Below are 23,363 nucleotides of genomic sequence, written 5' to 3' on the forward strand. Positions count from 1 at the left end.
GGGGAATTGGCGCCCATGGCGCTCCGCAAAGCCGTGATCCTCCTCATCGAGGACAGCGCGATCGATCGCACCCTCTACGGGCGCTATCTGAGGGACTGGGCGGACATCGACGTCACGCTGATCGAGGCGCCGACGGCCAAGGCTGCCCTCGAGGAGTGCCGGAAGAGCCCGCCCGATTGCATCCTCCTCGACTACCGCCTCCCCGACATGGATGGCCTGGAGCTGCTCGAGAAGCTCAAGCACGTCACCGATGCCCCGGTGATCTTCATCACTGGTCAGCCGGCGCCGATGATGCTGACGCGGGCCCAGTCGCTCGGCATCGCGGGCTATCTCTGGAGAGAGGTGGCCGGCTCCGCCCGGCTCCGCGAGGCCGTCCTGACCGCCCTCCGGGTGGGCGCCCTCGCCGTGGCGCCCTCGCCGTCGTGACGACAAGCGCCTGAGCGGACGCGCTCGCCGCTCCTGCGTGGCTCGGCTCCGCGCCCCGCGCCGGAAGCGCCGGAACGCAACGCGCGGCGGCGCTCCGCCCGGGGGGGGGTTTCGCGCGCCCGCGCGGCGCCGGTCGCCTATACTTTCCTGATGAAACGCTGGCTCCCGCTCGGGCTCATCGCCCTCGGCGCCGTCCTCGCCGTGGTGGCGCTGCTGTTCTCGCCCTCCGAGGAGGACCGGATCCGCGACCGGCTCGCCCAGCTCGAGGCCGCGGTGCGCATCGACGACGGCGAGCGGAACCCGCTGGTGCGCCACGGCCGCGTTCGCAAGGAGTTCGCCCAGATCTTCACGAAGGAGGCGAGCGCCCGCGTCGTCGAGATCGGCGATCGGCTCAGCGGCCGTGACGACCTCGCGGCGGCCGCGACCCAGGCCGCGGTCGTCTATCAGACCGCGGACGTGAGCTTCGGCGACACGGAGATCCAGGTCGATCCGGCCGGCATGACCGCCGAGGTGACCGCCACCGCGACCGTCACGGGCGCCCGGCACGGACACCCGGCCCGGCGCGACGAGCTGCCCGTGGCGCTCCGGCTCGAGAAGGTCGACGGAGACTGGAAGATCGTCTCGGCCACCGTCCACCCCCGGCGCGCTCCCGGCGACGACGGCCTCTGACCGCAACGCCGGGGCCCGGGCCGACACGCTGGTGCGCTGGCGGGTCGTTGTCACATTGGCCCGGAGAGAATTCACATGAAGGCGGGAAGATCATGGATCTCTTCATCCCGGCATCCCGGCTTCCCGGCTTCCCGGCTTCCCGCCCTCCCGCCCTCCCGCCCTCATGTTCCCCGCCTCGATCTCGGCGGGCTTCCAGGCGACGGCGGTCTGCTCCACGACCTGCTTCCACAGCGCGAAGGAGCGCCTGGGACCGAGCACCGCGCCCTCGGCCGAGCTCTCGACCGGCTTCTCGGGGTTGCCGCCCCAGCTCACCGTCTGGATCACCTCGGGCCGGAACCAGACAACGTACCAGGGATCCGGCTCGGGGATGGAGAGGCAGAGCACGCCGCTCGCCACGTCCTTGATGCGGGCGAAGTCGGGCTCGACCCTCGACAGGGACTCGGCGTGAAACACCGGCTGATCGGCGACGGTGCGCCGGAGCCACGCGTGCAGGCGCCTGAGCTCCTCCGGCCCGGGCGAGGCGCCGAGCGGGGTCGCCGCCTCGCCATGGAGCACGGCGACGCCCGGCGCGTCCGCGAGCTCCATGAGCGGTCCGGCGCTCTCCGCGAGCCCGACCATGAGATCTTCCCGGCGCGAGACCGCCGCGACGATCTCGTCCGTCAGGGCCTTGAGCGCCTGCTTCTGCCCCCTGTCCTCGAGCTTCTCCTTGGCCGCGAGCTGGATCGACAGGAACCTGCCGCAGAGCTCGCAGCCCTGCCGGATCTCGAACGACAGCGGCCTCGCCGTGCGGTGGTGGCAGGCGATGAGCCCCCAGAGGACCCCCTCGCGGATGAGCGAGACGCTCATCGAGGCGCCGACCCCCATGTTCTTGAGGTACTGGATGTGCATCGGCGAGACGCTCCTCAGCACGGAGAAGCTGAGATCGATGGGCTCGTCCGGCGGAGGGACGATGTCCGACGGCCGGTAGTCGACGTCCGGGATGATGCGGAGCCAGCTCCGGAGGTAGAGCTCCCGCGCCTGCGCCGGGATGTCGGAGGCCGGATAGCGCAGCCCGAGGTAAGGTCGATGTCCGGCTCCCTGGCCTCGGCGATGACCTCGCCGTTCCAGGCGCGGTCGAACCTGTAGATCATCACCCGGTCGTAGCCGGTGAGGCGCTTGATCTCCTGGGCCGCCGCCTCGCACGCCTCGAAGAGCCCCGCCGCCGACTGGATCCGCTCGATCGCCGCGTGAATCACCCGGTACACGCTCGAGAACGACACGTCGCCCGGCGCGCCTTGCGGCTCGAGCTCCACGATCAACCGCTCGCCCGACCGGTGCGCGATCGCGTCTCGTACTGTATTTGTGCGGCCGGATCGAGCGGTTCGACCGCTGCCGCCCCGGTCGACCGGCGCGCGGTCGCTCCCCGGAGGGCCGCTCCCGGCAACACGGACGTCGGCGCGCGTCCGCGGCAATCGCGCAAAAAAAGAAAGGCCGGTCGGGAGAGCCCGCCGGCCTGAGGTCCGCTGCCGCGGCCCCACCGGAGCCGCTCAGGAGCGCCGGCGGAATGGAGATCCACCGGAGAAACCTGAAAGACCCGCGGTCACAAGAGACAAGTCAGGAAAGCAAGGGAAACGATAAAAATTACAATGAAGAAAGAAAGGGCGAGCTAAAGAAGAAGTCGAAGCGGAGGCGAAGAGTAGTACGATTCAAGAAGTGAGTCAAAGCAAAAGAAGAAGCGAAAGCAAAGGATGAAGCGCAGACTGGAATCGTAGGGGCAAGCTCAAGCGAAGCAGAGGGCAAGCTGAAGCGAAGCGCGAAGCAGAGTCGAACTCGAGAGCTGCAAGAGGTAAGGGAAGCTCAGACCAAGGTCGACAGGCCGATCACGATAAGCCATCTCGTTCGGCAACGCGCGTCGCGCGTGCCTCGCTCATCCCTCCTTAATCGCCTCGCAAGGCGGGTATCGTCACGCAAACCGAAGCTCTCTCCGCCGGCGCCCGGCGACAAGTCAATCAAGGAGCCGACAGCAAGGTCCATGGCATCCATGGTGGCGGCGGGGTCACGATCGCTCGGCATGGGCTGCCGTCGATCCCCTCGCTCGGCGCCCCCCAACGACTGGGGCTCGCACTGCGAACGATGTGCCAGCGGGGCCGCTCCCTTCGAATCCCCATGAAACCGAGCGGCGAACGGGAGCGACATCTGGGGAGCCATTGAGCAACCGGCGGGCCAACCTCGATCCCCCCGCACGAGCGGGCCCCGAGGGCCAAAAAACCCGCAGAAACCCGCATCCAGCAGCGGGCCGCGCCGCCCGGGGGTGCGATGAACGTCATACATTTCCGCAGGGACTGGTCCGATCCACGGATGGGTTCAGATCCAGAACTGAATTCTTACCTGGACATGAAAACGTCCACCCATCGAGGGCCGGCCACCCTGCATCGCGCCATGAGAGCGAACGATTGCAATGATGCGGCACGCGCCGCGCGACGCACCGCAGCGTATTTTGACGCTGCATGCTGGTTCCAGCGCGCAGCACGGTACGCGGCGCGCAGCACGGCACGCGCGCGCAGCGCACCGCGGCACGCGGCGCGCGGCTCCAGAGAGCGCGCAGCGCGGCACACGAGCCTACGTGGGCACGGAGCTACCTGCACCCGGCCCGGATCAGCGGCTCGACCACCCGGCCGATGTTCTCCTGGGGCGCAGAGAACCTGTGGCCCTCGAGCTTCCTCAGCGCGCCCAGGAACCTTGGCCAGCTGCCGCCGCAGGTCGAGAGCAGCGCCTGGAGCTCCGGGGTCCCCGAGTTGTAGACGCGGAACTGCACGAGCGAGGCGTTGTTGAGCGGGCGGCGCGCCCCGATGTCCTCCTTGAGCCGGGCCAGCACCGCCTTCTTCTCGGCCCGCTTCTCGGCGTCCGACGCCGGGGACGCGTACAGCCGGTTGAGGTGGACGTACGCGTCGTGCAGCGCGCGCGCCCGCGCCTCACTCCGCTCCTGCTCCCTCATGTAGGCCGTCTTCTCCGCGGAGAAGGGGCCCAGCCGCTCATCCAGGTAGACCTTGGCGAGCTCGTCCCCGACGAAGCTCGCGAGGCTCTCGTTCAGCCTCGTCTGGCCCTTCACGTACAGCGTCGCGTGCAGCGACTCGTGCAGCACCACGTTGGCGAGCTCGCCGAGCGCCTCGTCCCCGCTCGAGATCATCGTGGACAGGACCGGATCCTCCAGCCAGCCGAGCGTCGAGTACGCGCCCGCCGGGCGCACGTCGACGTCCCAGCCGTCCGCCTTGAGCGGCGCGGCGAAGGCCTTGGCCTCCTTGAGATCGAACCAGCCCACATAGGGAACGTTGCCGACGATGGGGAAGCTCCACGTCTTGGAGCGGAACCGGAGCGGCTCGCACGCGCTCACCACCCAGACCGCGGCCGGGCGATCGAGCTCGACATACGTCCTGTAATTGCCGGTCGGGGTGAGCCCATGACGCTCTCCGAAGCGCTTGATATGCGGGACCTCGCGCAGCAGCGCGCGCGTCCGCCACGGCCTGCGGGCGTCGCCGACGGCGTCCTCGAGCGACTCGGCGCTCCACGCCATCGAGAGCTGACCGAGGCCCGCCTGCGCGATGTAGCGGATCTGGGTACACGAGGAGAGCAGGGAGCAGAGCGCGACCGCGAAGAGCACGGAGGCCGCCTTGCCCGCGCGCGCCAGGCGGCGAGGGCGCGACGCAGACCACGGGGGCACGGCGCCGGGACGGGCGCTGGCCGGTAGCCGTTCGCTCATACTCTAGCTGATAGCTGGCCGCGCGGGCTTCACAAGATCTTCCGCGCGGAGGGCGCGCGTGCCGGCGGGACAGCGCCGCCCCGCAGATCAGGACGGCGCGGCCGCCCCCCACGAGCTGAACTGCACGGCCGGGACGCTCGGCGCGCGCTCCCGCGGCGAGGGCTCCTCCACGGCGTACAGGGGCTCACGCGCGAGCGGGTAATCGCGCGGGGCCCCGTTCGACAGCACCATCTGCACGGCGCCCAGGTACCCGCTGCGGAACGCGGCGGCGGCGCAGGCCAGGTAGAACTCCCATGTCCTCAGGAAGACGGCGTCAAAGCCGGTGACCCGCTCGATCTTCTCCCGGTTGTCCAGGAAGTTGCGGCGCCAGCAGCGCGCCGTGAGCGCGGAGTGGCGCCGGAGGTTCTCCGCGTCGAGCACGTCGAGGCCGCGCGCGGCGGCGCGCGCCGCCATCCCATGGATCGATGGAGGCCAGTACCCAGGGAAGATGTGCTTTTGCACGAAGGGGTCAGTCCGCGGCGACTCCTGCTCCCGGGTGACGCTCTCGAGCAGGCAGACGCCGCCCTCGGCGAGCAGCGCCTTCACCTTGTCGTAGAACACGCCGATCCGGCGCGCGCCGGCGTGGCACATCGAGCCCTGGGAGACGAGCCGATCCCACCGCGGCTCGCCCTCGAGCTCCTCGCAGCTCATCACGCGGACCTCGACCGGGAGCCGCCGCGCCGCCGCCTGCTCGCGGATGTACCTCGCCTGGTTCTCGCAGAGGGTGATCCCGAGGCATTGCACGCCGTAGGTCTCCGCGGCGTGGAACATGAGGTGGCCCCACCCGCACCCGAGGTCGAGGAGCCGGTGCCCACGCCGGAGCGCGAGCTTCCGCGCGACGAGGGAGATCTTGTGCGCCTGCGCGTCGTCGAGCGCCTCGCCCGGAGACCGGAAGTAGCCGCACGAGGTCTGGAGGCGCCTGTCGAGGTAAAGAGGATAGAAGTCGTTGCCGAGCCCATAGTGGCGCTCGACGGCGAGCCTCTCGCGCTTCGCCGAGCCGGAGAGCAGCCCGAGCCGGAGCGCGTCGAGCACGCCCGAGAGGCCGCCCTCGCACGACGGCAGCGCGGGCGCGAGGCACGGCAGGCGCGCCTCGGCGGACCGCAGAGGCCGCGCGAGCTGGAACAGGCCGGCGAGCGAGTCCTCGAGATCTCCGTCGAACGTGACCTCGCGCCGGATATACGCCTCACCGAGACCCAGGGTGCCCCGGAGCGCCGCCTCGCAGAGCGCCCGGCGCGTCCTGAACGTCACGGCGAACGCCGGCGCGCCCGCGCCGAAGCGCAGCCGCTCGCCGCCCCACAGGCGCAGCTCGAACGGGGTCCCGTCATGGCGCTCCAGCAGGCGCGAGACCGCCTCCTTCACCCAACGGGACAACAGCGGAACTTCGCCCTTCCTGACGATGAACATCGGACCCCCTCCGCGACCCCCCGGCCGCCCGACGAGCTGAACCGAGCTGCGCTTTCCCGTCAAGCGACATGTCATCTTCGTCGACACCATCGCAACGAGTCACGTAACGCCCACAACGGCCGGCGGACAACCCGGACACGCGCAGTTGTCGGGGACAGGAGGAAAGCATTGCCGGGCGCGATCCGCATCACAGCGGTGTTCGGGGGACTCCCGACAACAGATTCGTGTCGGGGAGGTTTCATGTTTCTGGCAAAGGGCGAAAATCGGGCAGAGGATTCCAGTTTCTCCTTACCTTCTTCGGGTCGCGACCCGTCGACGTCGCCGGCCCGCTCCCCGGTCCGATCGTCTGCTCCGCGGGCATCCGCCGCCGCGATCGCGGGTTCTCGGCGCGCGCGTTCACGATCCGGATCGACGGCCCGTCGGGCGGCTGCGCGCACGCAGCGATCCGCGAGGACATCGGCCGCGACCTCGTCGCGCGCGACGAGCTCACGGACCGCATCGCGCGCGACGAGCTCACGGACCGCGTCGCGCTCGAGCTCCTCCTCGTGGAGAGCGGCAGCGACGCCCTCCCCTGCCCAACACGACCGGGAGCTCGTTGACACAACGAGCCACAGCACCGACGTCGCCGGCGGCGACCCGCAGAACATCGACCACATCCTCTCCGCCGTGCGGCGCGCGACCCCACAACGGCGCCTCCGCGAAACAGGCCTTCCGACGCGCGCCCCCCGCGCTCTCGCCCTGCGAGGAGCGCTCACACGGTCCGCTGGAGTCGGCATACCGGAGCACATCCGCGCCGGGCGCGCGGCGCCGCGTCCTGTCAAACGAGGACCGCGTCAACGCCGCTTCGACTTCCGTTTCGCTGGAATACCGGTTCTATTGGACTGTAGGCGAACTTTGGACAGCTGGTAGAGATGCGGAGGGGGCTCCGCCGGGTGGATCGACATTCGCCGCGACCGCCGCGGTCGTCGCGCGATCACCGCGGCGCCGGACGGCGAGGCGGCGCGGCGCACCCCCTGTAGACCAGAGGAGGCATCAGTGAGCCAGGCCCGACCCCATGTGCTGGTGGTAGACGCCGAGAAGAGGATCCTCGACAGGCTTGCGGTCGAGCTCAGCGACGGCGGCTTCGACGTCACGTGCGCCGAGAGCGGGCTCGCCGCGCTCGAGCTCGTCAAGGCGCGCCGGTTCGACCTCGCGGTCGCCGACGTGAGGGCGCCCGGCATGGAGGGCGCCGGGACCATCGCCGCGCTCAAGGCGATCAGCCCGGACCTCGAGATCATCGTCGGCGCCCCGTTCTCGAGCGCGCAGGCCGCCGTGGAGTGCATGAAGAGCGGCGCGTACGACATCCTCGAGAAGCCGTACGACATCGAGGACATGAAGCGGCTGCTCGGGGCGGCGATGCTGCGCACCCACCTCGACGCCGTGGCGGCCGTCCACCAGGCGAGCGCCGCCCTGGTCGCCTCCCTCTCGCGCGACGACTTCCCCGAGCGGGCCGTGGATCTCGCGGCGAAGGTGGTCTATACGACCGGCGCCGCGCTCTCCCTCGCGCTCGATCACGGGGCCGCGCTCTACCAGGCGGCGTCCGGCGCCGAGGTGCCTGCAGCGTTCATCGCGCGGCTCGCCGGCCAGATCGAGGGCGCGCTCGCCCCCGTCCGCCTGTCCGCGGACGACGCGCCCGACCTGCTCTGCACCACGGAGGGCGATCGCTTCGGCGCCGCCATCGTGGCGCCGCTCCGCCTGGGCGAGAGCTCGTTCGGCGGCCTCGTGGTGCTCCGCGACGAGCACCTGCCGGCGTTCACCAGCCAGGAAGAGCAGGCCATCGGCATCTTCGCGATCGCGCTCGCGCTCGCGTTTTACGGGCACAAGGTACGGCGCGCGGGCCCCCGCGCCGCCTGACGCTGACGCTTGCCCCCCGCGCCGCGACAGCGCGGGCAGCGCGCTTCGCTCGGCCGAGATCTGCGGCCGAGGCCCGCAAATTCTGCGGAGCGGGTTCGAGATTCCCTCTGGCTAACGCGTTCGCGCCCCACTAAAGGAGGGGAGCGATGAGCCCCACTGCTGCCCCATCGACTCTCCCCACCAGGGCCCAGCGCGTCGCGCTCTTCTACCGGGATCTCGTCGGCAAGAAGTTCGCGATGGCGCTGAGCGGCGTCGTCTTCTTCGGCTTCGTGATCGGCCACATGGCCGGCAACCTGCAGGTCTTCCTCGGCCGGCAGAAGTTCAACGACTATGCAGCCTTCCTCCACGGGACCCCCTCGCTGCTCTGGGGGACGCGGCTGGTCCTCCTCGCCGCCCTCATCGTCCACGTCTACACGGGCGTATCGCTCGCGCTGCACAGCCGCGCTGCCCGGCCGATCCGCTACCAGGTGAAGGGGCAGCGGCACCCGAACCTCGCCGCGCGCACGATGCTGCTGAGCGGCGGCGTCCTCGCCGCCTTCATCGTCTATCACCTGCTCCACCTGACGACGGGCACCCTGCACCCCGACTTCGTGCCGCTCGACGCCTACGACAACGTCGTGAAGGGCTTCAGCTCGGCGCCCGTGGCGATTGCCTACATGGTGTCGATGGGCCTGCTCGCGCTGCACCTCTACCACGGCGCGTGGAGCATGTTCCAGTCGATGGGCCTCAGCCACCCGCGCTACACGCCGGCGCTCAAGAAGTTCGCGGCCGCGTCGTCGATCCTGCTCGCCGTCGGCTTCTCATCCATCCCGCTGGCCGTCCTGTTCGGCCTCGTCCGCTGAGCCCGGAGCGTCCGTCACCATGCAGCTCAATGCGAAGATCCCCGAAGGTCCCATCGAAAAGATGTGGGACCAGCACCGCTTCAACCTGAAGCTCGTCAACCCGGCGAACAAGCGGAAGTACACGATCCTCGTCGTCGGCACCGGCCTCGCCGGCGGCGCGGCGAGCGCGACGCTGGCCGAGCTCGGCTACAACGTGAAGAGCTTCTGCTTCCAGGACTCTCCGCGCCGCGCTCACAGCATCGCCGCGCAGGGCGGCATCAACGCCGCGAAGAACTACCAGAACGACGGCGACAGCATCTACCGCCTCTTCTACGACACCGTGAAGGGCGGCGACTACCGCGCGCGCGAGGCCAACGTGTACCGGCTCGCGCAGCTCAGCGTGAACATCATCGACCAGTGCGCCGCGCAGGGCGTGCCGTTCGCGCGCGAGTACGGCGGCGTGCTCGCGAACCGCTCCTTCGGCGGCGCGCAGGTATCGCGGACGTTCTACGCGCGCGGGCAGACGGGGCAGCAGCTCCTCCTCGGCGCCTACCAGGCGCTCGAGCGGCAGATCGGCCTCGGCAAGGTGAAGATGTATCCGCGCACCGAGATGCTCGACCTCATCGTGGTCGACGGCAAGGCGCGCGGCCTCGTCACCCGCAACCTGATCACGGGGGCGCTCGAGACGCACCTCGGCGACGCGGTCGTCCTCGCCTCGGGCGGCTACGGGAACGTGTTCTTCCTCTCGACGAACGCGAAGGGGTCGAACGCCACCGCCATCTGGCGGGCGCACAAGCGGGGCGCGCTCTTCGCCAACCCCTGCTTCACCCAGATCCACCCGACGTGCATCCCCGTCTCGGGCGAGTACCAGTCGAAGCTGACGCTCATGAGCGAGTCGCTCCGGAACGACGGCCGCATCTGGGTGCCCACGAACCCGGGCGACACCCGCGCGCCGGAGCTCATCCCCGAAGGCGAGCGCGACTACTACCTCGAGCGCCGCTATCCGAGCTTCGGCAACCTCGTGCCGCGCGACGTCGCGTCGCGCGCGGCGAAGGCGGTGTGCGACGAGGGCCGCGGCGTGGGGCCGACGCGGCTCGGCGTGTACCTCGACTTCTCGGACGCCATCCGGCGCCTCGGCAAGCCGGCCATCGCCGAGCGCTACGGCAACCTCTTCGACATGTACGAGCGCATCACCGGCGACGACCCGTACGCCGTCCCCATGCGCATCTACCCGGCCATCCACTACACGATGGGCGGGCTCTGGGTCGACTACAACCTCATGAGCACGATCCCCGGCATGTACGTGCTCGGCGAGGCGAACTTCTCCGACCACGGCGCGAACCGCCTCGGGGCGAGCGCGCTGATGCAGGGCCTGGCCGACGGCTACTTCGTCATCCCCTACACCATCGGCGACTACCTCGCGTCGACGAAGCTCGAGCGGGTCGACGACCTCCACCCCGCCGTGAGGGACGCCGAGCGCGACGCGGGCGCCCGGCTGAACAAGCTGCTCGCGACGAACGGCTCGCGCACGGCCGACTCGTTCCACCGCGAGCTCGGCAAGATCATGTGGGAGCACTGCGGGATGGCGCGCAACGCGGCCGGGCTGAAGGGCGCGCTCGCGCGGATCCCGGAGCTCCGGGAGCAGTTCCACCGCGACGTCCGCGTCTCGGGCACGAGCACCGGCCTGAACCAGGAGCTCGAGAAGGCGGCGCGCGTCGCCGACTTCTTCGAGCTGGCGGAGCTCATGTGTCGCGACGCCCTCCACCGGGAGGAGTCGTGCGGCGGGCACTTCCGCGAGGAGCACCAGACCCCCGAGGGCGAGGCGAAGCGCGACGACGAGGCCTTCAGCTATGTCGCCGCCTGGGGATGGCGAGGCGAAGGTCAGGCGCAGGAGCTCTGCAAGGAGCCGCTCCAGTTCAATGAGGTTCACCTAACGCAGCGGAGTTACAAATAATGCGCCTCACCCTCCATGTCTGGCGGCAGAAGGGCAAGTACGAAGCGGGCCGGTTCGTCACGTACGATGTGCCTGACGTCAGCGAGCACATGTCCTTCCTCGAGATGCTCGATGTGCTCAATCAACGGCTCATCCTCAAGGGTGAGGAGCCGATCGCGTTCGATCACGACTGTCGCGAGGGCATCTGCGGCATGTGCGGCTTCATGATCAACGGCCAGGCGCACGGCCCCCTCCGTGGGACGACCGTGTGTCAGCTGCACATGCGTCACTATAAGGACGGCGATGTGCTGTGGCTCGAGCCGTGGCGGGCCCAGGCCTTCCCCGTCGTGAGCGACCTCGCGGTGGACCGCAGCGCGTTCGACCGCATCATCGCGGCGGGCGGCTACGTCTCGGTGCCGACCGGCAGCGCGCCGGACGCGAACGCCATCCCCGTGCCGAAGCCGATCGCCGAGCGCTCCATGGACGCGGCGGCCTGCATCGGCTGCGGCGCCTGTGTCGCGGCGTGTCCGAACGCGTCGGCCTCGCTCTTCACCGCGGCGAAGCTCACGCACCTGAACATCCTCCCGCAGGGCCAGCCGGAGCGTGATCAGCGGAGCCTCAACATGGTGGGCCAGATGCGCGTCGAGAACTTCGGCCACTGCACGAACATCGGCGAGTGCGAGGCGGTCTGCCCGAAGGAGATCTCCCTCGACGCGATCGCGAAGATGAACCGGGATTACCTGCGCGCGACGCTGGACTACCGCGACGTGCAGACAAAGGCCGGCGCCGGCTGAGGCGCGGCCGCGCCGCGCCGCCGGCCTGGACCGAGGCCGGCGCTCTCCTTCTCCTCCTCGACAGCGAAGACCCTCCCCGCGCGCGCCGTGAACGGCGGCGCTCTCCGTCGCGGCCATCCCCGCCCGCACAGGCGGGGCCGCGCCCTCGGCGCCGCCGCAGCACGCCCCGCCGCCCGCCGCGCGCCGAACGCCGGGGGCGCCCCCTCCTCCCGGCGGTGACGCCCAGCCCTCCGGGTCATCGCCGCCGTACGGCCGGCCCCCGGTGCCTGAGAGGCGCAGGCTGCAGGATTTCGGCGCGAGGATCACCCGAGCACCGCCCCGCGGCATGACAGGCGAGCCCTGGCTTCGCCGTGTACGCCGGCGCGGCCACACCGCCCCCCTACCGCCGTGACATAACGGCGACCTCCCCCGGTATTTCCGCACCATTTTTCACGGGAAACGCAAAGACTGCACCTCCCCTGTGGAAAACGAACCAGGAGTTTCCTGAGCAGCGACTCAGGGACTTCCCAAACGTTCTTCACCTCTTCAGCTCGAGCCGTACAGCCAACATCGGATAAACACTCGGCATGTTTCGAGAACATCTCCTCGCGACGTGCGCCTACGCGAGTGGGGGGTTTCCGAGATCGACGAACCCTCGATTCAGTAGCAGCGCAACCCGGAAGATGCCGTGGCGCGCTCCCGCGCAACAAAGAAACATGTCAGGGTCAACCGCCGCTTGTTCGAGCTCGACAGTTAGAATAACTTCGAAGCTGTCCCGAACGGGATCAGGGCTCATAAGACAATTGTGGTCACCCCACACGATGTCGTAGACTAGGTTCAACTTAGAGCGCCGCAGCGAGGGGGGGCATCCCGCCGCGAGCGCGTCTAGATCGCGTCGAGCATCGCTCTTCTGCGGGGGGCCGGTCATGGGGAGGGCCGGCAGTAGGAGAAGCCAGGGCAACATCCGCGGCGACCTTTCTCCCGGCGGGTCTCCAGATCCGCTTTCGACATGGGAACTATGCGCATCGGGGCGCAGATCAGCGCGACCGGCTCCGGGCGGACCGCCGGTCGGCGTCTCTGCTGCGCCGTTCGTGCTGCGTGCCGGCGATGCGGCCGGCGCGAGCGAGGCGGTCGGATGCGGAGGTTCGAACATCAGATCAGGTCTCTTTGACGAGCGAAGAAGTAGGAGGGGACTTCATGAGCAGCTGCATCGACGGCCTTAATCTGCATCCAACGAGCGTCCACGATGCTGCCGTTGTTCTCGACACCGTGACGGATCGCCTCATCGCCGCGGGCGATCGGCGGGCGGCGTTCACCGACGTCTACGGTATCGTCACGCGCGCTGTCGCGGCGCAGGTGGAGCGGCGCGATGGCATGTTCCTCGAGCCGGCGTGGATCTCCCGCCTCGCCGGCCGGTTCTGCGAGCGGTACCTCGAGACGTTCCGCTGGTACGAGCGGGGCGCGGCGCAGGACTGCGGCGCCTGGCACATCGCGTACGCGAGCACGTCATCGCGGTACACGCCTCCCGTGCAGAGCGCCCTGCTCGGCTTCAGCGCCCACATCAACTACGACCTGGTCTTCGGGATCCACGCGACGATCGTCGAGTTCGGGCACGGCGGCGATCCGAGGATGCTCGCGCGGCTCAAGCACGATCACGATGAGGTCAATACGCTCCTCCGCCGCGCGGTCATCGAGGCGCTCGAGCGCCTCGCCACCCGGCACGGCTGCCCCCTGAGCGCGATCTTCCGCGACACCGCCCCGGAGCTCGCGATCTGGGTGTCGATGGAGATGCTCTCGCGCTGGCGCGAGCGCGTCTGGGCCGACGTGCTGGCCCTGCTCGCGGCGCACGGCCGGGGCGAGCGGGCGGCGATCGCCCGCGGCGTGGAGCAGCGCTCCGCGCGCATCGGGCGGATGCTCGCGCTGCCCTCGCTCCACCACGCGCCCGGCGTCGCGCTCCGCCTCCTGTCAAGGGCCGCGTGATCGCGGGCCGGCCCGCAACCGGAGCCCCGTCCGATCGTAGAATGGGGCATGAGCAAGCTGCCCAAGGAGCCGCCCGCCAGCGAGATCACCCCTCCAGCGCTCTACCTGCGGCGGCGCGAGCTCCTGAAGAACGCCGCGCTCTTCGCCGGCACCGCGTCGACCCTGGGCGGCGGCCTCGTCTGGCTCACGGGCGGCGAGGCCGGCGTGGCGGACGCCGGCGGGCCCGGCGCCCCCGGCGGCGAGGCCGCGCCGCTCGCCAGCGCGCCCCCGCCGCCGGACGCCGCGCCGCCGCTCCTCGGGACGAGCGCGGCGAGCGCGAGGACCGCGTTCGTCACCGACGAGGCGCGGACCGACTACGAGGCCATCGTCTCGTACAACAATTTCTACGAGCTCGGCCTGAGCAAGTCGGAGCCGGCCAGGAACGCCGGCCGGCTCCGGCTGCGCCCCTGGGCCGTCGCGTGCGAGGGAGAGATCAAGAAGCCCGAGGTCATCGACCTCGACACCCTGCTCAGGTTGTTTCCCCTGGAGGAGCGCGTCTATCGCATGCGCTGCGTCGAGGCGTGGTCGATGGTGATCCCCTGGCTCGGGTTCCCGCTCGCCCCGCTGCTCAGGCGCCTCGAGCCGACCTCGCGCGCCCGGTACGTCCAGTTCACCACGCTGCTCGATCCGGAGCAGCTGCCCGGCCAGCGGAGCGACGTCCTCGACTGGCCTTACGTCGAGGGGCTCCGGATCGACGAGGCGATGCACCCGCTCACGATGCTGGCCGTGGGCCTCTACGGCAAATCGTTGCTCGGCCAGAACGGAGCGCCGATTCGCCTGGTCGTCCCGTGGAAATACGGGTTCAAGGGGGGCAAATCGATCGTCCGCCTCCAGCTCACGGAGCGTCAGCCGCGGACGACGTGGAGCCAGGCCACGCCGGACGAGTATGGGTTCTATGCCAACGTGAACCCCGCGGTCGATCACCCGCGCTGGAGCCAGGCCACCGAGCGGAGGATCGGTGAGCTGCGCCGCCGCCCCACGCTGCCGTTCAACGGCTACGCGGAGGAGGTCGCCGGTCTTTACGCCGGCATGGACCTGCGGGAGAGCTTCTGACGATGGGCTCCCCCGCGAGGCCGATGTCGCCGGCGGGCGCCCTCTCGCCGGCTGGCCGGAAGCTGCCCTGGCTCGTGCCGGCGGTCGTCACCGGCGGGCTGATCCCGCTGGCCGTGCTCGGCCTGCGCGCCGGGGCCGGGGCGCTCGGCCCGAACGCCGTCGCCGAGGCGCTGAACCAGCTCGGCCTCCTCGCGCTCGTGCTGCTCGTCGCCTCCCTGGCGGCGACGCCGCTCAAGCTCGTCTCGGGCTGGACATTTCCGCTGCGCATCCGCAAGGCGCTCGGGCTGCTCGCCTTCTTCTACGCGTGCGCGCACTTCCTGACCTATGCGGTCGTCGATCAGGGGCTCGACGCCCGCGTCGTCATCGAGGACATCACCGAGCGCCCGTTCATCCTCGCCGGCTTCGTCGCGCTCCTGCTGCTCGCCCCGCTCGCGGCGACGTCGACCGCGCGCATGCTGAAGCGCATCGGCGCCGCGCGCTGGAAGCGCCTGCACCGCCTCGCGTATGTCGCCGCCGTCCTCGGGGTCGTGCACTTCTTCCTCCGCGTGAAGAAGGACACGACGGAGCCGATGATCTACGCGGCGCTGCTCGCCCTGCTCTTCGCCGTGCGCATCGCGAGCGCCGCCCTGCGCAGGCGCGCGGCCTCGCGCTGAGCCCCTGGCGGGCTCCCGCGCGGCGCGGAGCTCACGGCACCGCCGGCGGGCTCCCGCGCAGCATGAAATAGATGAGCACGCCCGTCACCGACACGTAGAGCCAGAGGGGCAGCGTCACCCGCGCGACCCTGGCGTGCTTCGCGAAGTTCGCCTTGTAGGCGAAGTAGAACGACGTCAGCGCGAGCGGCACGATTCCGGCCGAGAGCACGATGTGCGAGATGAGGACGGCGAAGTAGACGGCGCGCAGCGGCCCGGTGCCCTGGTACTTCGTGTCCCCGTGGACGAAGTGGTAGGCGAGGTAGCCGACGAGGAACAGCGACGAGGCGACGAACGCCGAGACCATCAGGTACTTGTGCACGACGATCGCGCGGCGCTTGATCGCGATCCAGCCCGCGACGAGCAGCGTGGCGGCCGTCGCGTTCAGCGCGGCGTTCAGCGGGGGCATGAAGCGGAGATCCGCGCCGCCCGCGCCGCGCCGGATGATGAGGATGTAGGCGAGGAACGCCAGCGCGGCCGCGGAGAGCACGGCATTGAAGACGTAGAACGATCGATCGCTTGTGCGGGCGAGCAGGCCGACCGGCTTCAAGGGGGTCGAGGCGTGTGTCGACATCGCGCGGTCCATACCAGAGGAGCGCGCCGAGGGCGAACGCGAGCGGGCGAGCCGGAGCGAGCGGACGGCGACGAACGAAGGCCGCCGGAAGGGGACGGACGCCGGCTGCAGCCGACCGATGCCGTCGCAAGCGGACGGGCGGGATCGCGCGAGCGCCGGGCGGAGCCAGCAGCCCGGCGAGCGCGCGCCCGCGGGCTACGCGGAGCTCGGCGCGATCCCCATCGGCGGGCTGCGATCTGCGTTGCGCAGCGGCTCGCGCATGGTCACGAACTCCTCGGCCGCCGTCGGGTGGATGCCGATCGTCGCGTCGAACTGCGCCTTTGTCGCGCCGCACTTCAGCGCGACGGCGAACCCCTGGATGATCTCGCCGGCGTCGGGCCCGACCATGTGGATGCCGAGCACCCGGTCGGTCCCGCGATCGACGACCAGCTTCATCATCGTCTTCTCCTCGCGCCCGGAGAGGGTGTGCTTGAGCGGGCGGAAGATCGAGAGGTAGACGGCGACGTCGTGGTGCTCGCGCGCCTGCGCCTCGCTCAGGCCGACGGTGCCGACGTTCGGCTGGCTGAACACGGCGGTCGGGATGCCGGCGTAGTCCACGCGCGCGCTCTCGCCGCGGAAGAGCCGCTTCGCCAGCGCCATCGCCTCGGCGATGGCGACCGGCGTGAGCTGCACGCGCGAGATCACGTCGCCGATCGCGTAGATGGACGGGACCGCCGTCTGGAATGCGTCGTCGACCACGACCGCGCCGTCCTCGTCGAGCGCCACCCCGACCTCCTCGAGGCCGAGCCCCTTCGTCTTCGGCAGGCGCCCTGTCGCGTACAGCACGCAGTCGGCCTCGAGCTCGGTGCCGTCGGCGAGCGTCGCGCACAGCGCGTCGCCGCGCCGCTCGATGTTCTCGACGCTCGCGCCCAGGCGGAGATCCAGGCCCTTCTTCTGGATCTCGGCGGCGAGGAACGCCCGGATGTCGTCGTCGAAGCCGCGCAGCAGGTGCATGCCGCGGTGGATCAGCGACACCTTGGCCCCGAGCCCGTGCAGGATCCCGGCGAGCTCGACCGCGATGTAGCCGCCCCCGACGATGACCGCCCGCCGCGGCATGGTCTTGAAGTGGAACGCGTCGTCGGAGGTGATCGCGAGCTCGCGTCCGGGCACGTCGGGGATCCAGGGGTAGCTACCTGTCGCGACGAGGATCCGCTCGGCGGTGATCCTGGCGCCGTCGATCTCGACGGCGTGCGGGTCCACGACCCTGGCCTGGCCCCGGCGGATGTCGGCGCCCGAGTTCTTCAGCAGCCGCTCGTAGACGCCGTTCAGGCGCTCGATCTCCTTGTTCTTGTTGCGGAGGAACGTCGACCAGTCGAACGCCGGGCCGGCCTGCCCGTCCCCGCCGTGGCCGGGCACCGACCAGCCGTAGCCGGCGGCGTCCTCGAAGTCCTCGGTGTAGTGCGAGGCGTAGACGAGGAGCTTCTTCGGGATGCACCCCAGGTTGACGCAGGTGCCGCCGAGGTGATGCGACTCGGCGATGGCGACCCGGGCGCCGTAGGAAGCGGACATGCGAGCTGCGCGCACGCCGCCGGAGCCGGCGCCGATGACGAAGAGATCGTAATCGTACTTGGACATGGCGAACGACTATGCCCCATGCGGGGCGCCGTCGCCGCGCAGCGTTCGCGCCCCCCGGGGACAGAGGGGGTGGCGTGTGGCCTCGAGGCCGGGGGCGGCGTGCTTCCGGGCGCGGCTCCTCTGGGCCACCCCGGCGGGGATTCTGCTACGGTCCCGCCGTTGCGCTCCTCGACCCACACTGGAACCTTCGCCGACGCCCCGCCGCCGCGCGACGGCGACCTGCCGCCGCGCGACGGCGACCTGCCGCCGTGCGACGGCGACCTGCCCGAGCGGCGCGCGCCCGGCCGCTGGGGGCGCGCGCGCCGCGCCCTGCCCTTCGCGCTGGCGGTCGCGCTCGTCGCGTTCGTCCTCGGCCGCCTCGACTTCGACGCCTTCCGCGCCGCCCTCGCGCGCGTCGACGCCCCGCTCTTCGGCGCCTTCGCCGCCCTCTTCATCCTCGCGCTGCTCGGCGCCGACACGTTCGCGACCGTCCTCGTCTACCGCCGCCTGATCGCCCCCGTCGCCTTCCGCGACTTCTTCGTGCTCCGCGGCGCCTCCTACCTTCCGTCGCTGCTCAACCACCACGTGGGCCAGGCGTTCATCACGCTCTTCCTCGCGCGTACGCACGCCGTGCCGCTCGCGCGCGCCGCCGGCGCGACGCTCGTCGTCTATGCGTCGTGGCTCGGCTGCCTCCTCCTCCTCGGCGCGGTCGCCGTCCCCGCGAACGGCGGGCCGCTCGCCGGGTCCGCCCTGCTCCTCGGCGCGGGCGTGCTCTACCTCGCGCTCCTCGCGCTGCGCCCCGCCCGGCTCGCCCGCACGAAGCTCCTCGCCCCGCTCTTCGAGGCGGGCGTGCGCGGCCACCTTATCGCCCTCGCTGCGCGCATGCCGCACCTCCTCGTCCTGTTCGCCGGCACCTGGCTCCCCTTCTGGTTCTTCGGCGTGCGCATCCCCCTCGGGGCCGCCTTGACGTACATCCCCATCCTGATGGTGGTGGTGACGCTCCCCCTCACCCCGCAGGGCTTCGGCACGCGCGACGTGCTCGCCGCCGCGCTCCTCGAGGGCTTCGCGGCCGGCGTCACGCGCGAAGAGCGCCTTGCCGCCATCGCCGCCACCACGACGACATGGGCGGTGGCGCTCACCCTCGTCGAGGCCGCGCTCGGCCTGATCCTGCTCCGGGGCGTTTTGCCCCATATGGAGGCGAAGGTCCCCACCGCCGCCGCCCGAGCGGGCGCCGCCCCCACAGGCGCGCAACGAGAACCGGCCTGACGCGGCGTCACGCGGCCTGTCGCCCCGGTGTTGTCACGGTATTTGCTAGTACCCGTGACCGGCGCGCGCTTTGCGATCCGATTGTAGTTCAATTGCAATCCGATGGTACTCCGATGGTACTCCGATGGTGAGCCGATGGTGACTAGACCGTGGGGAAGCACCAATAGAGCGGCTGAGAGAACGATCGACGGGGCCAGCTTCGAGGTATAGTCTCAGGTCCCCCTGCCGAACCTCTCGTCCTTCTTGCCGGGCGCCCCCGCTGGACATCGCTGCTCCGGCCAGGCTGCGCAGAGCGACCCTTCATGAAGAACCTCTATCGTTTCCTTGCCTCCTCCGATCACAGCGTCGCCCGCGCCGTGCGCCACGTGCGCCGGCAGGCCCGCGGCTTCACCCTGCCCGCGCCGCGGCCGATCGTGGTCCCGGCGCGCATGGCGTTCGAGGCGGCGCGCGAGGCGTACTACTTCGGTGCTCGTGTGCTCGTCTGCGAGCCGCACTTCAAGTCGCACTGCGCCCGGTACGGCAAGGGCGTCCGGACGGGGAACTTCATTCACTACATCCAGGGGCGGGGCGACATCGTCCTTGGCGACGATGTGGTGCTCGACGGCAAGATCAACATCGTCTTCGCCGCGCGGTTCTCCGACCGCCCGACCTTGCGGATCGGCGACAACACCGGCATCGGTCACGACTGCAGGATCATCGTCGGCAAGTCGATCTCCATCGGCAAGCACTGCCGGATCGCCGGGAGCGTCTACATCCTCGACTCGAGCGGCCACCCCAGCGACCCGGAGGCCCGGAAGCGCGGCCTGCCTCCGGCGGACGACGAGGTGCGGCCTGTCGTCATCGAGGACAACGTCTGGCTCGGCGCCCGGTCGATGATCTTCCCGGGGGTCACGATCGGCGAGGGCAGCGTTGTGTCGGCGGGCTCCATCGTGATGGCCGATGTCCCTCCGTATACCGTCGTCGCTGGCAATCCGGCCCGACGGGTGGCATCACTCCGGACCGAGCCGGCGCCGCCGGCCGAGCCCGGGGCGCGCCGCGCCGGTGCGAAGAGCAACGGCGCCGACGACGCGGGGAGGCGCTCGCTCGAAGGCGGCGCATCTTAACCCTGGAGTCCGTCATGGCGATCGAGATGGAGAAGGTGATCGATGTCATCGTCACGGTCGGCAGCCTGCCGGCTGCGATCAAGCCCGATGACGACATCTACGACGCGGGGTTCTCCTCGATTCGCGCGCTCCAGCTGCTCACCGAGCTGGAGGACACGTTCAACGTGACGCTCCCCGATGACAGGTTCAGCGTCGCCCGCACGCCGCGCGCGCTGAGCGACCTCATCGAGGAGCGTGCCTCGTGAGGAAGACCGTCACCGTCGAGCTCGCGACGCCCGCGACCGAGATGGCGCAGGAGGAGATCCCGAAGCAGGTCGCCTTCCTCTCGAAGGAGATCTCGAGCATCCGCTTCGTCCGCGGGGGCGCCGCGCTGGAGTTCGAGGCCCCCGAGCAGCGCGCGGCCGATCTGGCGCGCGCGGCCGAGGGGCTCGCGCGCACCATGCAGCGCAGCCTGCGCTCGCTCACGCGGAAGCTCGTGTACCGCAGCCCGGCGTGCGACCGGGTGGAGTTCCGCGGCGGCGCGCTCCCCGCCGGGATCACGCAGATGGGCCAGGGCCAGGTCGCCCTCGAGGGCATCCCGCTGCGGCTCTACCGCTACTTCGATCGCACGCTGGAGGCGCTCGGCGCGCCGTTCTCGCCGAGCCCGATCCTCGTGCCGACGTTGATCCCGGCCGCGACGCTGGCGAAATGCGATTATTTTCGCTCGTTTCCCCACATCGTCACGTTCACGTGCCACCTGCCGGAGGACATGCCGCGCATCGAGGATTTCCGGGCGCGGCACCAGGACCGGGAGACGCTCGACGAGCGCGCGCTGAGCGACATGGCGCCCCCGGAGGTGTGCCTCTCGCCGGCGGTCTGTTACCACGTGTACGCGGCGAACCGGGGCCGCGTGCTGCCGGCGGGCGGCGCGCGCTACGCCCTCGTGGGCCGCTGCTTCCGCTACGAGTCGAGCAAGATGGTCGACCTCCGGCGGCTCTGGGAGTTCACGATGCGCGAGATCGTCTTCCTCGGGTCGCGCGAGAACGTCCTCGGGCTGCGCGAGCAAGGGAACGAGCTCGTGGCGCGCTACCTCGACGAGCACAGGCTCGCGGGCGAGATCCGGACGGCGAGCGATCCGTTCTTCATCGCCCCGGACGCGGCCGCCAAGACCTACTTCCAGATCAGCAGCGAGACGAAGTACGAGATCTCGCTGATGCTCCCGGAGGACGAGCGGGTGGCGGCCGGGTCGCTGAACTACCACACCGACTTCTTCGGCCGCGCGTTCAGCTGCGACGTCGAGGGCGCGGGCCCGATGCACAGCGTGTGCATCGCGTTCGGCCTGGAGCGTTGGGTCTACGCGTTCCTCGCCCAGCACGGCAACGACCCGGCCGGCTGGCCCGACGTCGTGCGGCGCGCCCCGGAGATGAGCGGCCTGTAGCGCGGAGCTCGGGTTCCGTTTCCCGGGTGACTCTGCGAGGCTCGCTGTCATGCAGCTCGAGCACGTCGACCCGATGGTCGCGGCGGAGGAGGCCAGCCTGGTCCTGCGCGAGGCGTGGCCGCCGCCGGCGCTCCACTACACGGCCGACTACCTGCGGTGGCAGCTCGGCTTCCCCGGCCCGGCGCCGCGGGCCGTGCTCGCGCGCGAGGGCGGCGAGCCGGCCGGCTTCATCGGCGTCGCGCCGCGCCGCTTCCGCTTCGGCGGCGCCGTGTCGGCGGGGTACGTCCTCTCGTTCGTGAGCGTGCGCCCGAAGTTCCAGGGGCAGGGGCTGGCGAGCCGGCTGTACAGCGAGCTCCTGGCCGGCCTCCGCGCGTCCGGCTTGCCGATCGTCGTGTTCGTTGAGGCGCGATCCGCGCCCGCCCAGCGCGTGCTCTTCAAGGCGGTCGAGGCGGCCGAGCTCAAGCTGAAGCGGCTGGCCACGTGCCAGAACCACGGCTTCGTCCCCCGGGCGAGCGCCGCGCCGACGCGGGCCGTGGCCAGGCCGGCGGGGGCCGTGGGCGACGTGCTCGCGGCGATCGCGGCGTGCGGCGACGAGCGCGTGCTCTGGTCGGCGCCCGACGCGGCGCAGCTCGAGCACAGCCTGCGCGATCCGCGGCCGCGCAGGCTGCTGCTCGTCGAGGAGGCCGGCCGGTCGGTCGGCGCCGCGGCGGTGTTCCTGTCCGAGATCGCGACCGCCCGGGGGATCGACCGGGTGGCGACGCTCGACGCGCTCTTCCTGCCCGAGCCGACCGCCGACCGGCTCGCGGCCGTGCTGCGCGCGGCCTCCGAGGCCTTCTCCGGGGAGGCCGCCGCGCCGGTGGTGAGCGCGCCGAACCTGGCGATCGTCCCCCAGGACCAGCTCAGGCCGGCCGGCGCGCGCGCGACCGGGGCGACCTTCGACGCCTTCGTCGTGCACCCGGGGGACGGCCCGTGGCTGGACGCCGAGGTGACCAACCTCGAGGTCGTCTGACGCACCGGCGCGGCCGGGGGACCCATCTGCGATCCAGATGGGATCCATGAGGTGAATGCCGATTCACAAGATGGATCGGCGGACGCATGCTGATGGGCATGGAAACCACCACTTCTTCGATGCAACTCCGCCGTTCCGGCGAGCGCGGCTATGCCGATCACGGGTGGCTGCAGTCGTTCCACACGTTCTCGTTCGCCGACTACCAGGACCCGGACCACATGGGCTTCCGTGCGCTGCGGGTGATCAACGACGATCGCGTCGCGCCGGCGCGGGGGTTCGGGACGCACCCGCACCAGAACATGGAGATCCTCACCTATGTTCTCGAGGGGGAGCTCTCGCACCAGGACAGCATGGGGAACGGGTCGCTCATCCGCCCTGGCGAGGTCCAGCGCATGTCGGCGGGCACGGGCGTGTATCACAGCGAGATGAACGCCTCGAAGACGGGCGTGACCCACCTGCTGCAGATCTGGATCCTGCCGGACCGGCGCGGGTATCCGCCGGGCTACGAGCAGAAGGCGTTCTCGGACGAGGAGCGCCGGGGCAAGCTGCGGCTCGTCGCCTCGCAGGACGGACGCGATGGATCGGTGACGGTCCACCAGGACGTGAGCCTGTTCGCCGGCACCTTCGGACAGGGGGAAGAGGCGCGGTACGAGCTCGCGGCCGGGCGGAACGCCTGGGTCCACGTGGCGCGCGGGAGCGTCGAGCTGAACGGGACGCTGCTCGAGGCCGGCGACGCGGCCGCGATCGGCGCGGGCGGGGCGCTCCACCTGGTCGGGAAGGACGCGGGCGAAGTGCTGCTGTTCGACCTCGCCTGAAGGGCCGGGCGCGCCACCTCGGCCCGCGAGATCTCACCGGGGCTCGCCTGGCGGAGATCGCGGCCACGGCCCTCGGCGTGCCAGGAGAGATCTGCAATCCGAGTAAGGATCTCCCTGTGTCAGACAGGCAC

22 protein-coding genes are annotated in these 23,363 nt (G+C 70.5%); 16 read left to right on the forward strand and 6 right to left on the reverse strand.

The window, feature by feature from the left end; genetic code table 11:
* The first annotated feature begins 15 nt into the window (after positions 1–15).
* Complete coding sequence (locus WMF28_RS33015; protein WP_437597425.1) at positions 16–426, forward strand: response regulator; 411 nt, start codon at positions 16–18, stop codon at positions 424–426.
* A 150-nt stretch (positions 427–576) separates the two neighbouring features.
* Entirely contained in the window at positions 577–1,095 is a 519-nt protein-coding gene (locus tag WMF28_RS33020; protein WP_437597426.1) for a nuclear transport factor 2 family protein, read from the forward strand.
* Between the two features lie 102 nt (positions 1,096–1,197).
* Here WMF28_RS33020 and WMF28_RS33025 read toward each other — a convergent pair whose 3' ends face one another.
* From WMF28_RS33025 to WMF28_RS33040, 4 genes are all read right to left on the reverse strand, one after another.
* The gene (locus WMF28_RS33025; RefSeq protein ID WP_437597428.1) at positions 1,198–1,983 is read right to left on the reverse strand and encodes a GAF domain-containing protein; all 786 of its coding nucleotides are present in this window, start codon (positions 1,981–1,983) and stop codon (positions 1,198–1,200) included.
* Between the two features lie 14 nt (positions 1,984–1,997).
* The gene (locus WMF28_RS33030; RefSeq protein ID WP_437597429.1) at positions 1,998–2,387 is read right to left on the reverse strand and encodes a hypothetical protein; all 390 of its coding nucleotides are present in this window, start codon (positions 2,385–2,387) and stop codon (positions 1,998–2,000) included.
* A gap of 1,322 nt (positions 2,388–3,709) precedes the next feature.
* Positions 3,710–4,831 (reverse strand): aminopeptidase, encoded by a 1,122-nt coding sequence (locus tag WMF28_RS33035; protein WP_437597430.1) that lies wholly within the window; start codon positions 4,829–4,831, stop codon positions 3,710–3,712.
* 87 nt (positions 4,832–4,918) lie between these two features.
* A complete protein-coding gene (locus WMF28_RS33040) occupies positions 4,919–6,274 on the reverse strand; it encodes a class I SAM-dependent methyltransferase (protein ID WP_437597431.1) in 1,356 nt (451 codons plus the stop codon).
* Positions 6,275–6,498: 224 nt separating this feature from the next.
* On the opposite strand from WMF28_RS33040, the gene WMF28_RS33045 reads away from it, so the two are divergent.
* The 8 genes from WMF28_RS33045 (at position 6,499) to WMF28_RS33080 (ending at position 15,419) form a co-directional block, all read left to right on the forward strand.
* Complete coding sequence (locus WMF28_RS33045) at positions 6,499–6,873, forward strand: hypothetical protein (RefSeq protein ID WP_437597433.1); 375 nt, start codon at positions 6,499–6,501, stop codon at positions 6,871–6,873.
* Between the two features lie 436 nt (positions 6,874–7,309).
* Entirely contained in the window at positions 7,310–8,167 is an 858-nt protein-coding gene (locus WMF28_RS33050; RefSeq protein WP_437597434.1) for a response regulator, read from the forward strand.
* 146 nt (positions 8,168–8,313) lie between these two features.
* Complete coding sequence (locus WMF28_RS33055; protein ID WP_437597435.1) at positions 8,314–9,009, forward strand: succinate dehydrogenase cytochrome b subunit; 696 nt, start codon at positions 8,314–8,316, stop codon at positions 9,007–9,009.
* A 19-nt stretch (positions 9,010–9,028) separates the two neighbouring features.
* On the forward strand, positions 9,029–10,942 hold the full coding sequence (locus WMF28_RS33060; protein ID WP_437597437.1) for a fumarate reductase/succinate dehydrogenase flavoprotein subunit: 1,914 nt from the start codon (positions 9,029–9,031) through the stop codon (positions 10,940–10,942).
* On the forward strand, positions 10,942–11,715 hold the full coding sequence (locus tag WMF28_RS33065) for a succinate dehydrogenase/fumarate reductase iron-sulfur subunit (RefSeq protein WP_437597438.1): 774 nt from the start codon (positions 10,942–10,944) through the stop codon (positions 11,713–11,715). The genes WMF28_RS33060 and WMF28_RS33065 overlap by 1 nt, the downstream gene beginning before the upstream one ends.
* Positions 11,716–12,891: 1,176 nt before the next feature.
* Positions 12,892–13,674 (forward strand): DUF5995 family protein, encoded by a 783-nt coding sequence (locus WMF28_RS33070; RefSeq protein WP_437597439.1) that lies wholly within the window; start codon positions 12,892–12,894, stop codon positions 13,672–13,674.
* A gap of 48 nt (positions 13,675–13,722) precedes the next feature.
* Positions 13,723–14,766 (forward strand): protein-methionine-sulfoxide reductase catalytic subunit MsrP, encoded by a 1,044-nt coding sequence (msrP, locus tag WMF28_RS33075; protein ID WP_437597441.1) that lies wholly within the window; start codon positions 13,723–13,725, stop codon positions 14,764–14,766.
* 2 nt (positions 14,767–14,768) lie between these two features.
* A complete protein-coding gene (locus WMF28_RS33080) occupies positions 14,769–15,419 on the forward strand; it encodes a protein-methionine-sulfoxide reductase heme-binding subunit MsrQ (RefSeq protein ID WP_437597443.1) in 651 nt (216 codons plus the stop codon).
* 31 nt (positions 15,420–15,450) lie between these two features.
* Here the strand turns inward: WMF28_RS33080 and WMF28_RS33085 are convergent, their stop codons facing one another.
* Together WMF28_RS33085 and gor are read right to left on the reverse strand one after the other, a co-directional pair.
* Positions 15,451–16,041 carry a DUF420 domain-containing protein gene (locus WMF28_RS33085; protein WP_437575085.1) on the reverse strand — a complete coding sequence of 197 codons (591 nt, stop codon included), beginning with the start codon at positions 16,039–16,041 and terminating at the stop codon, positions 15,451–15,453.
* Positions 16,042–16,224: 183 nt separating this feature from the next.
* Positions 16,225–17,643: a glutathione-disulfide reductase gene (gor, locus tag WMF28_RS33090; RefSeq protein ID WP_437597445.1), complete on the reverse strand. Its 1,419-nt coding sequence runs from the start codon at positions 17,641–17,643 to the stop codon at positions 16,225–16,227.
* Between the two features lie 159 nt (positions 17,644–17,802).
* On the opposite strand from gor, the gene WMF28_RS33095 reads away from it, so the two are divergent.
* From WMF28_RS33095 to WMF28_RS33120, 6 genes are all read left to right on the forward strand, one after another.
* Positions 17,803–18,888, forward strand: coding sequence for a lysylphosphatidylglycerol synthase transmembrane domain-containing protein (locus WMF28_RS33095; protein ID WP_437597446.1), 1,086 nt, complete (start codon positions 17,803–17,805; stop codon positions 18,886–18,888).
* 302 nt (positions 18,889–19,190) lie between these two features.
* Entirely contained in the window at positions 19,191–19,991 is an 801-nt protein-coding gene (locus WMF28_RS33100; protein ID WP_437597447.1) for an acyltransferase, read from the forward strand.
* 14 nt (positions 19,992–20,005) lie between these two features.
* Complete coding sequence (locus tag WMF28_RS33105) at positions 20,006–20,236, forward strand: acyl carrier protein (protein WP_437597449.1); 231 nt, start codon at positions 20,006–20,008, stop codon at positions 20,234–20,236.
* Positions 20,233–21,408, forward strand: a complete 1,176-nt coding sequence (locus WMF28_RS33110; RefSeq protein ID WP_437597450.1) for a hypothetical protein — start codon at positions 20,233–20,235, stop codon at positions 21,406–21,408. The genes WMF28_RS33105 and WMF28_RS33110 overlap by 4 nt, the downstream gene beginning before the upstream one ends.
* A gap of 49 nt (positions 21,409–21,457) precedes the next feature.
* Positions 21,458–22,417, forward strand: coding sequence for a GNAT family N-acetyltransferase (locus WMF28_RS33115; protein WP_437597451.1), 960 nt, complete (start codon positions 21,458–21,460; stop codon positions 22,415–22,417).
* A gap of 119 nt (positions 22,418–22,536) precedes the next feature.
* Complete coding sequence (locus tag WMF28_RS33120; protein ID WP_437597452.1) at positions 22,537–23,232, forward strand: pirin family protein; 696 nt, start codon at positions 22,537–22,539, stop codon at positions 23,230–23,232.
* The last annotated feature ends 131 nt before the right edge of the window (positions 23,233–23,363 follow it).

The sequence above is a fragment of the Sorangium sp. So ce590 genome, from assembly GCF_051521365.1.
In the GTDB taxonomy this organism is placed as follows: domain Bacteria; phylum Myxococcota_A; class Polyangia; order Polyangiales; family Polyangiaceae; genus Sorangium.

What these genes read in the sequence shown, in the direction of transcription:
- WMF28_RS33015 (WP_437597425.1), top strand. Translation starts at nt 16, where the DNA reads ATGGCGCTCCGCAAAGCCGTGATCCTCCTCATCGAGGACAGCGCGATC.
- WMF28_RS33020 (WP_437597426.1), top strand. Translation starts at nt 577, where the DNA reads ATGAAACGCTGGCTCCCGCTCGGGCTCATCGCCCTCGGCGCCGTCCTC.
- WMF28_RS33025 (WP_437597428.1), bottom strand. Translation starts at nt 1,983, where the DNA reads ATGCACATCCAGTACCTCAAGAACATGGGGGTCGGCGCCTCGATGAGC.
- WMF28_RS33035 (WP_437597430.1), bottom strand. Translation starts at nt 4,831, where the DNA reads ATGAGCGAACGGCTACCGGCCAGCGCCCGTCCCGGCGCCGTGCCCCCG.
- WMF28_RS33040 (WP_437597431.1), bottom strand. Translation starts at nt 6,274, where the DNA reads ATGTTCATCGTCAGGAAGGGCGAAGTTCCGCTGTTGTCCCGTTGGGTG.
- WMF28_RS33055 (WP_437597435.1), top strand. Translation starts at nt 8,314, where the DNA reads ATGAGCCCCACTGCTGCCCCATCGACTCTCCCCACCAGGGCCCAGCGC.
- WMF28_RS33060 (WP_437597437.1), top strand. Translation starts at nt 9,029, where the DNA reads ATGCAGCTCAATGCGAAGATCCCCGAAGGTCCCATCGAAAAGATGTGG.
- WMF28_RS33065 (WP_437597438.1), top strand. Translation starts at nt 10,942, where the DNA reads ATGCGCCTCACCCTCCATGTCTGGCGGCAGAAGGGCAAGTACGAAGCG.
- WMF28_RS33070 (WP_437597439.1), top strand. Translation starts at nt 12,892, where the DNA reads ATGAGCAGCTGCATCGACGGCCTTAATCTGCATCCAACGAGCGTCCAC.
- msrP (WP_437597441.1), top strand. Translation starts at nt 13,723, where the DNA reads ATGAGCAAGCTGCCCAAGGAGCCGCCCGCCAGCGAGATCACCCCTCCA.
- WMF28_RS33080 (WP_437597443.1), top strand. Translation starts at nt 14,769, where the DNA reads ATGGGCTCCCCCGCGAGGCCGATGTCGCCGGCGGGCGCCCTCTCGCCG.
- WMF28_RS33085 (WP_437575085.1), bottom strand. Translation starts at nt 16,041, where the DNA reads ATGGACCGCGCGATGTCGACACACGCCTCGACCCCCTTGAAGCCGGTC.
- gor (WP_437597445.1), bottom strand. Translation starts at nt 17,643, where the DNA reads ATGTCCAAGTACGATTACGATCTCTTCGTCATCGGCGCCGGCTCCGGC.
- WMF28_RS33100 (WP_437597447.1), top strand. Translation starts at nt 19,191, where the DNA reads ATGAAGAACCTCTATCGTTTCCTTGCCTCCTCCGATCACAGCGTCGCC.
- WMF28_RS33105 (WP_437597449.1), top strand. Translation starts at nt 20,006, where the DNA reads ATGGCGATCGAGATGGAGAAGGTGATCGATGTCATCGTCACGGTCGGC.
- WMF28_RS33115 (WP_437597451.1), top strand. Translation starts at nt 21,458, where the DNA reads ATGCAGCTCGAGCACGTCGACCCGATGGTCGCGGCGGAGGAGGCCAGC.
- WMF28_RS33120 (WP_437597452.1), top strand. Translation starts at nt 22,537, where the DNA reads ATGCAACTCCGCCGTTCCGGCGAGCGCGGCTATGCCGATCACGGGTGG.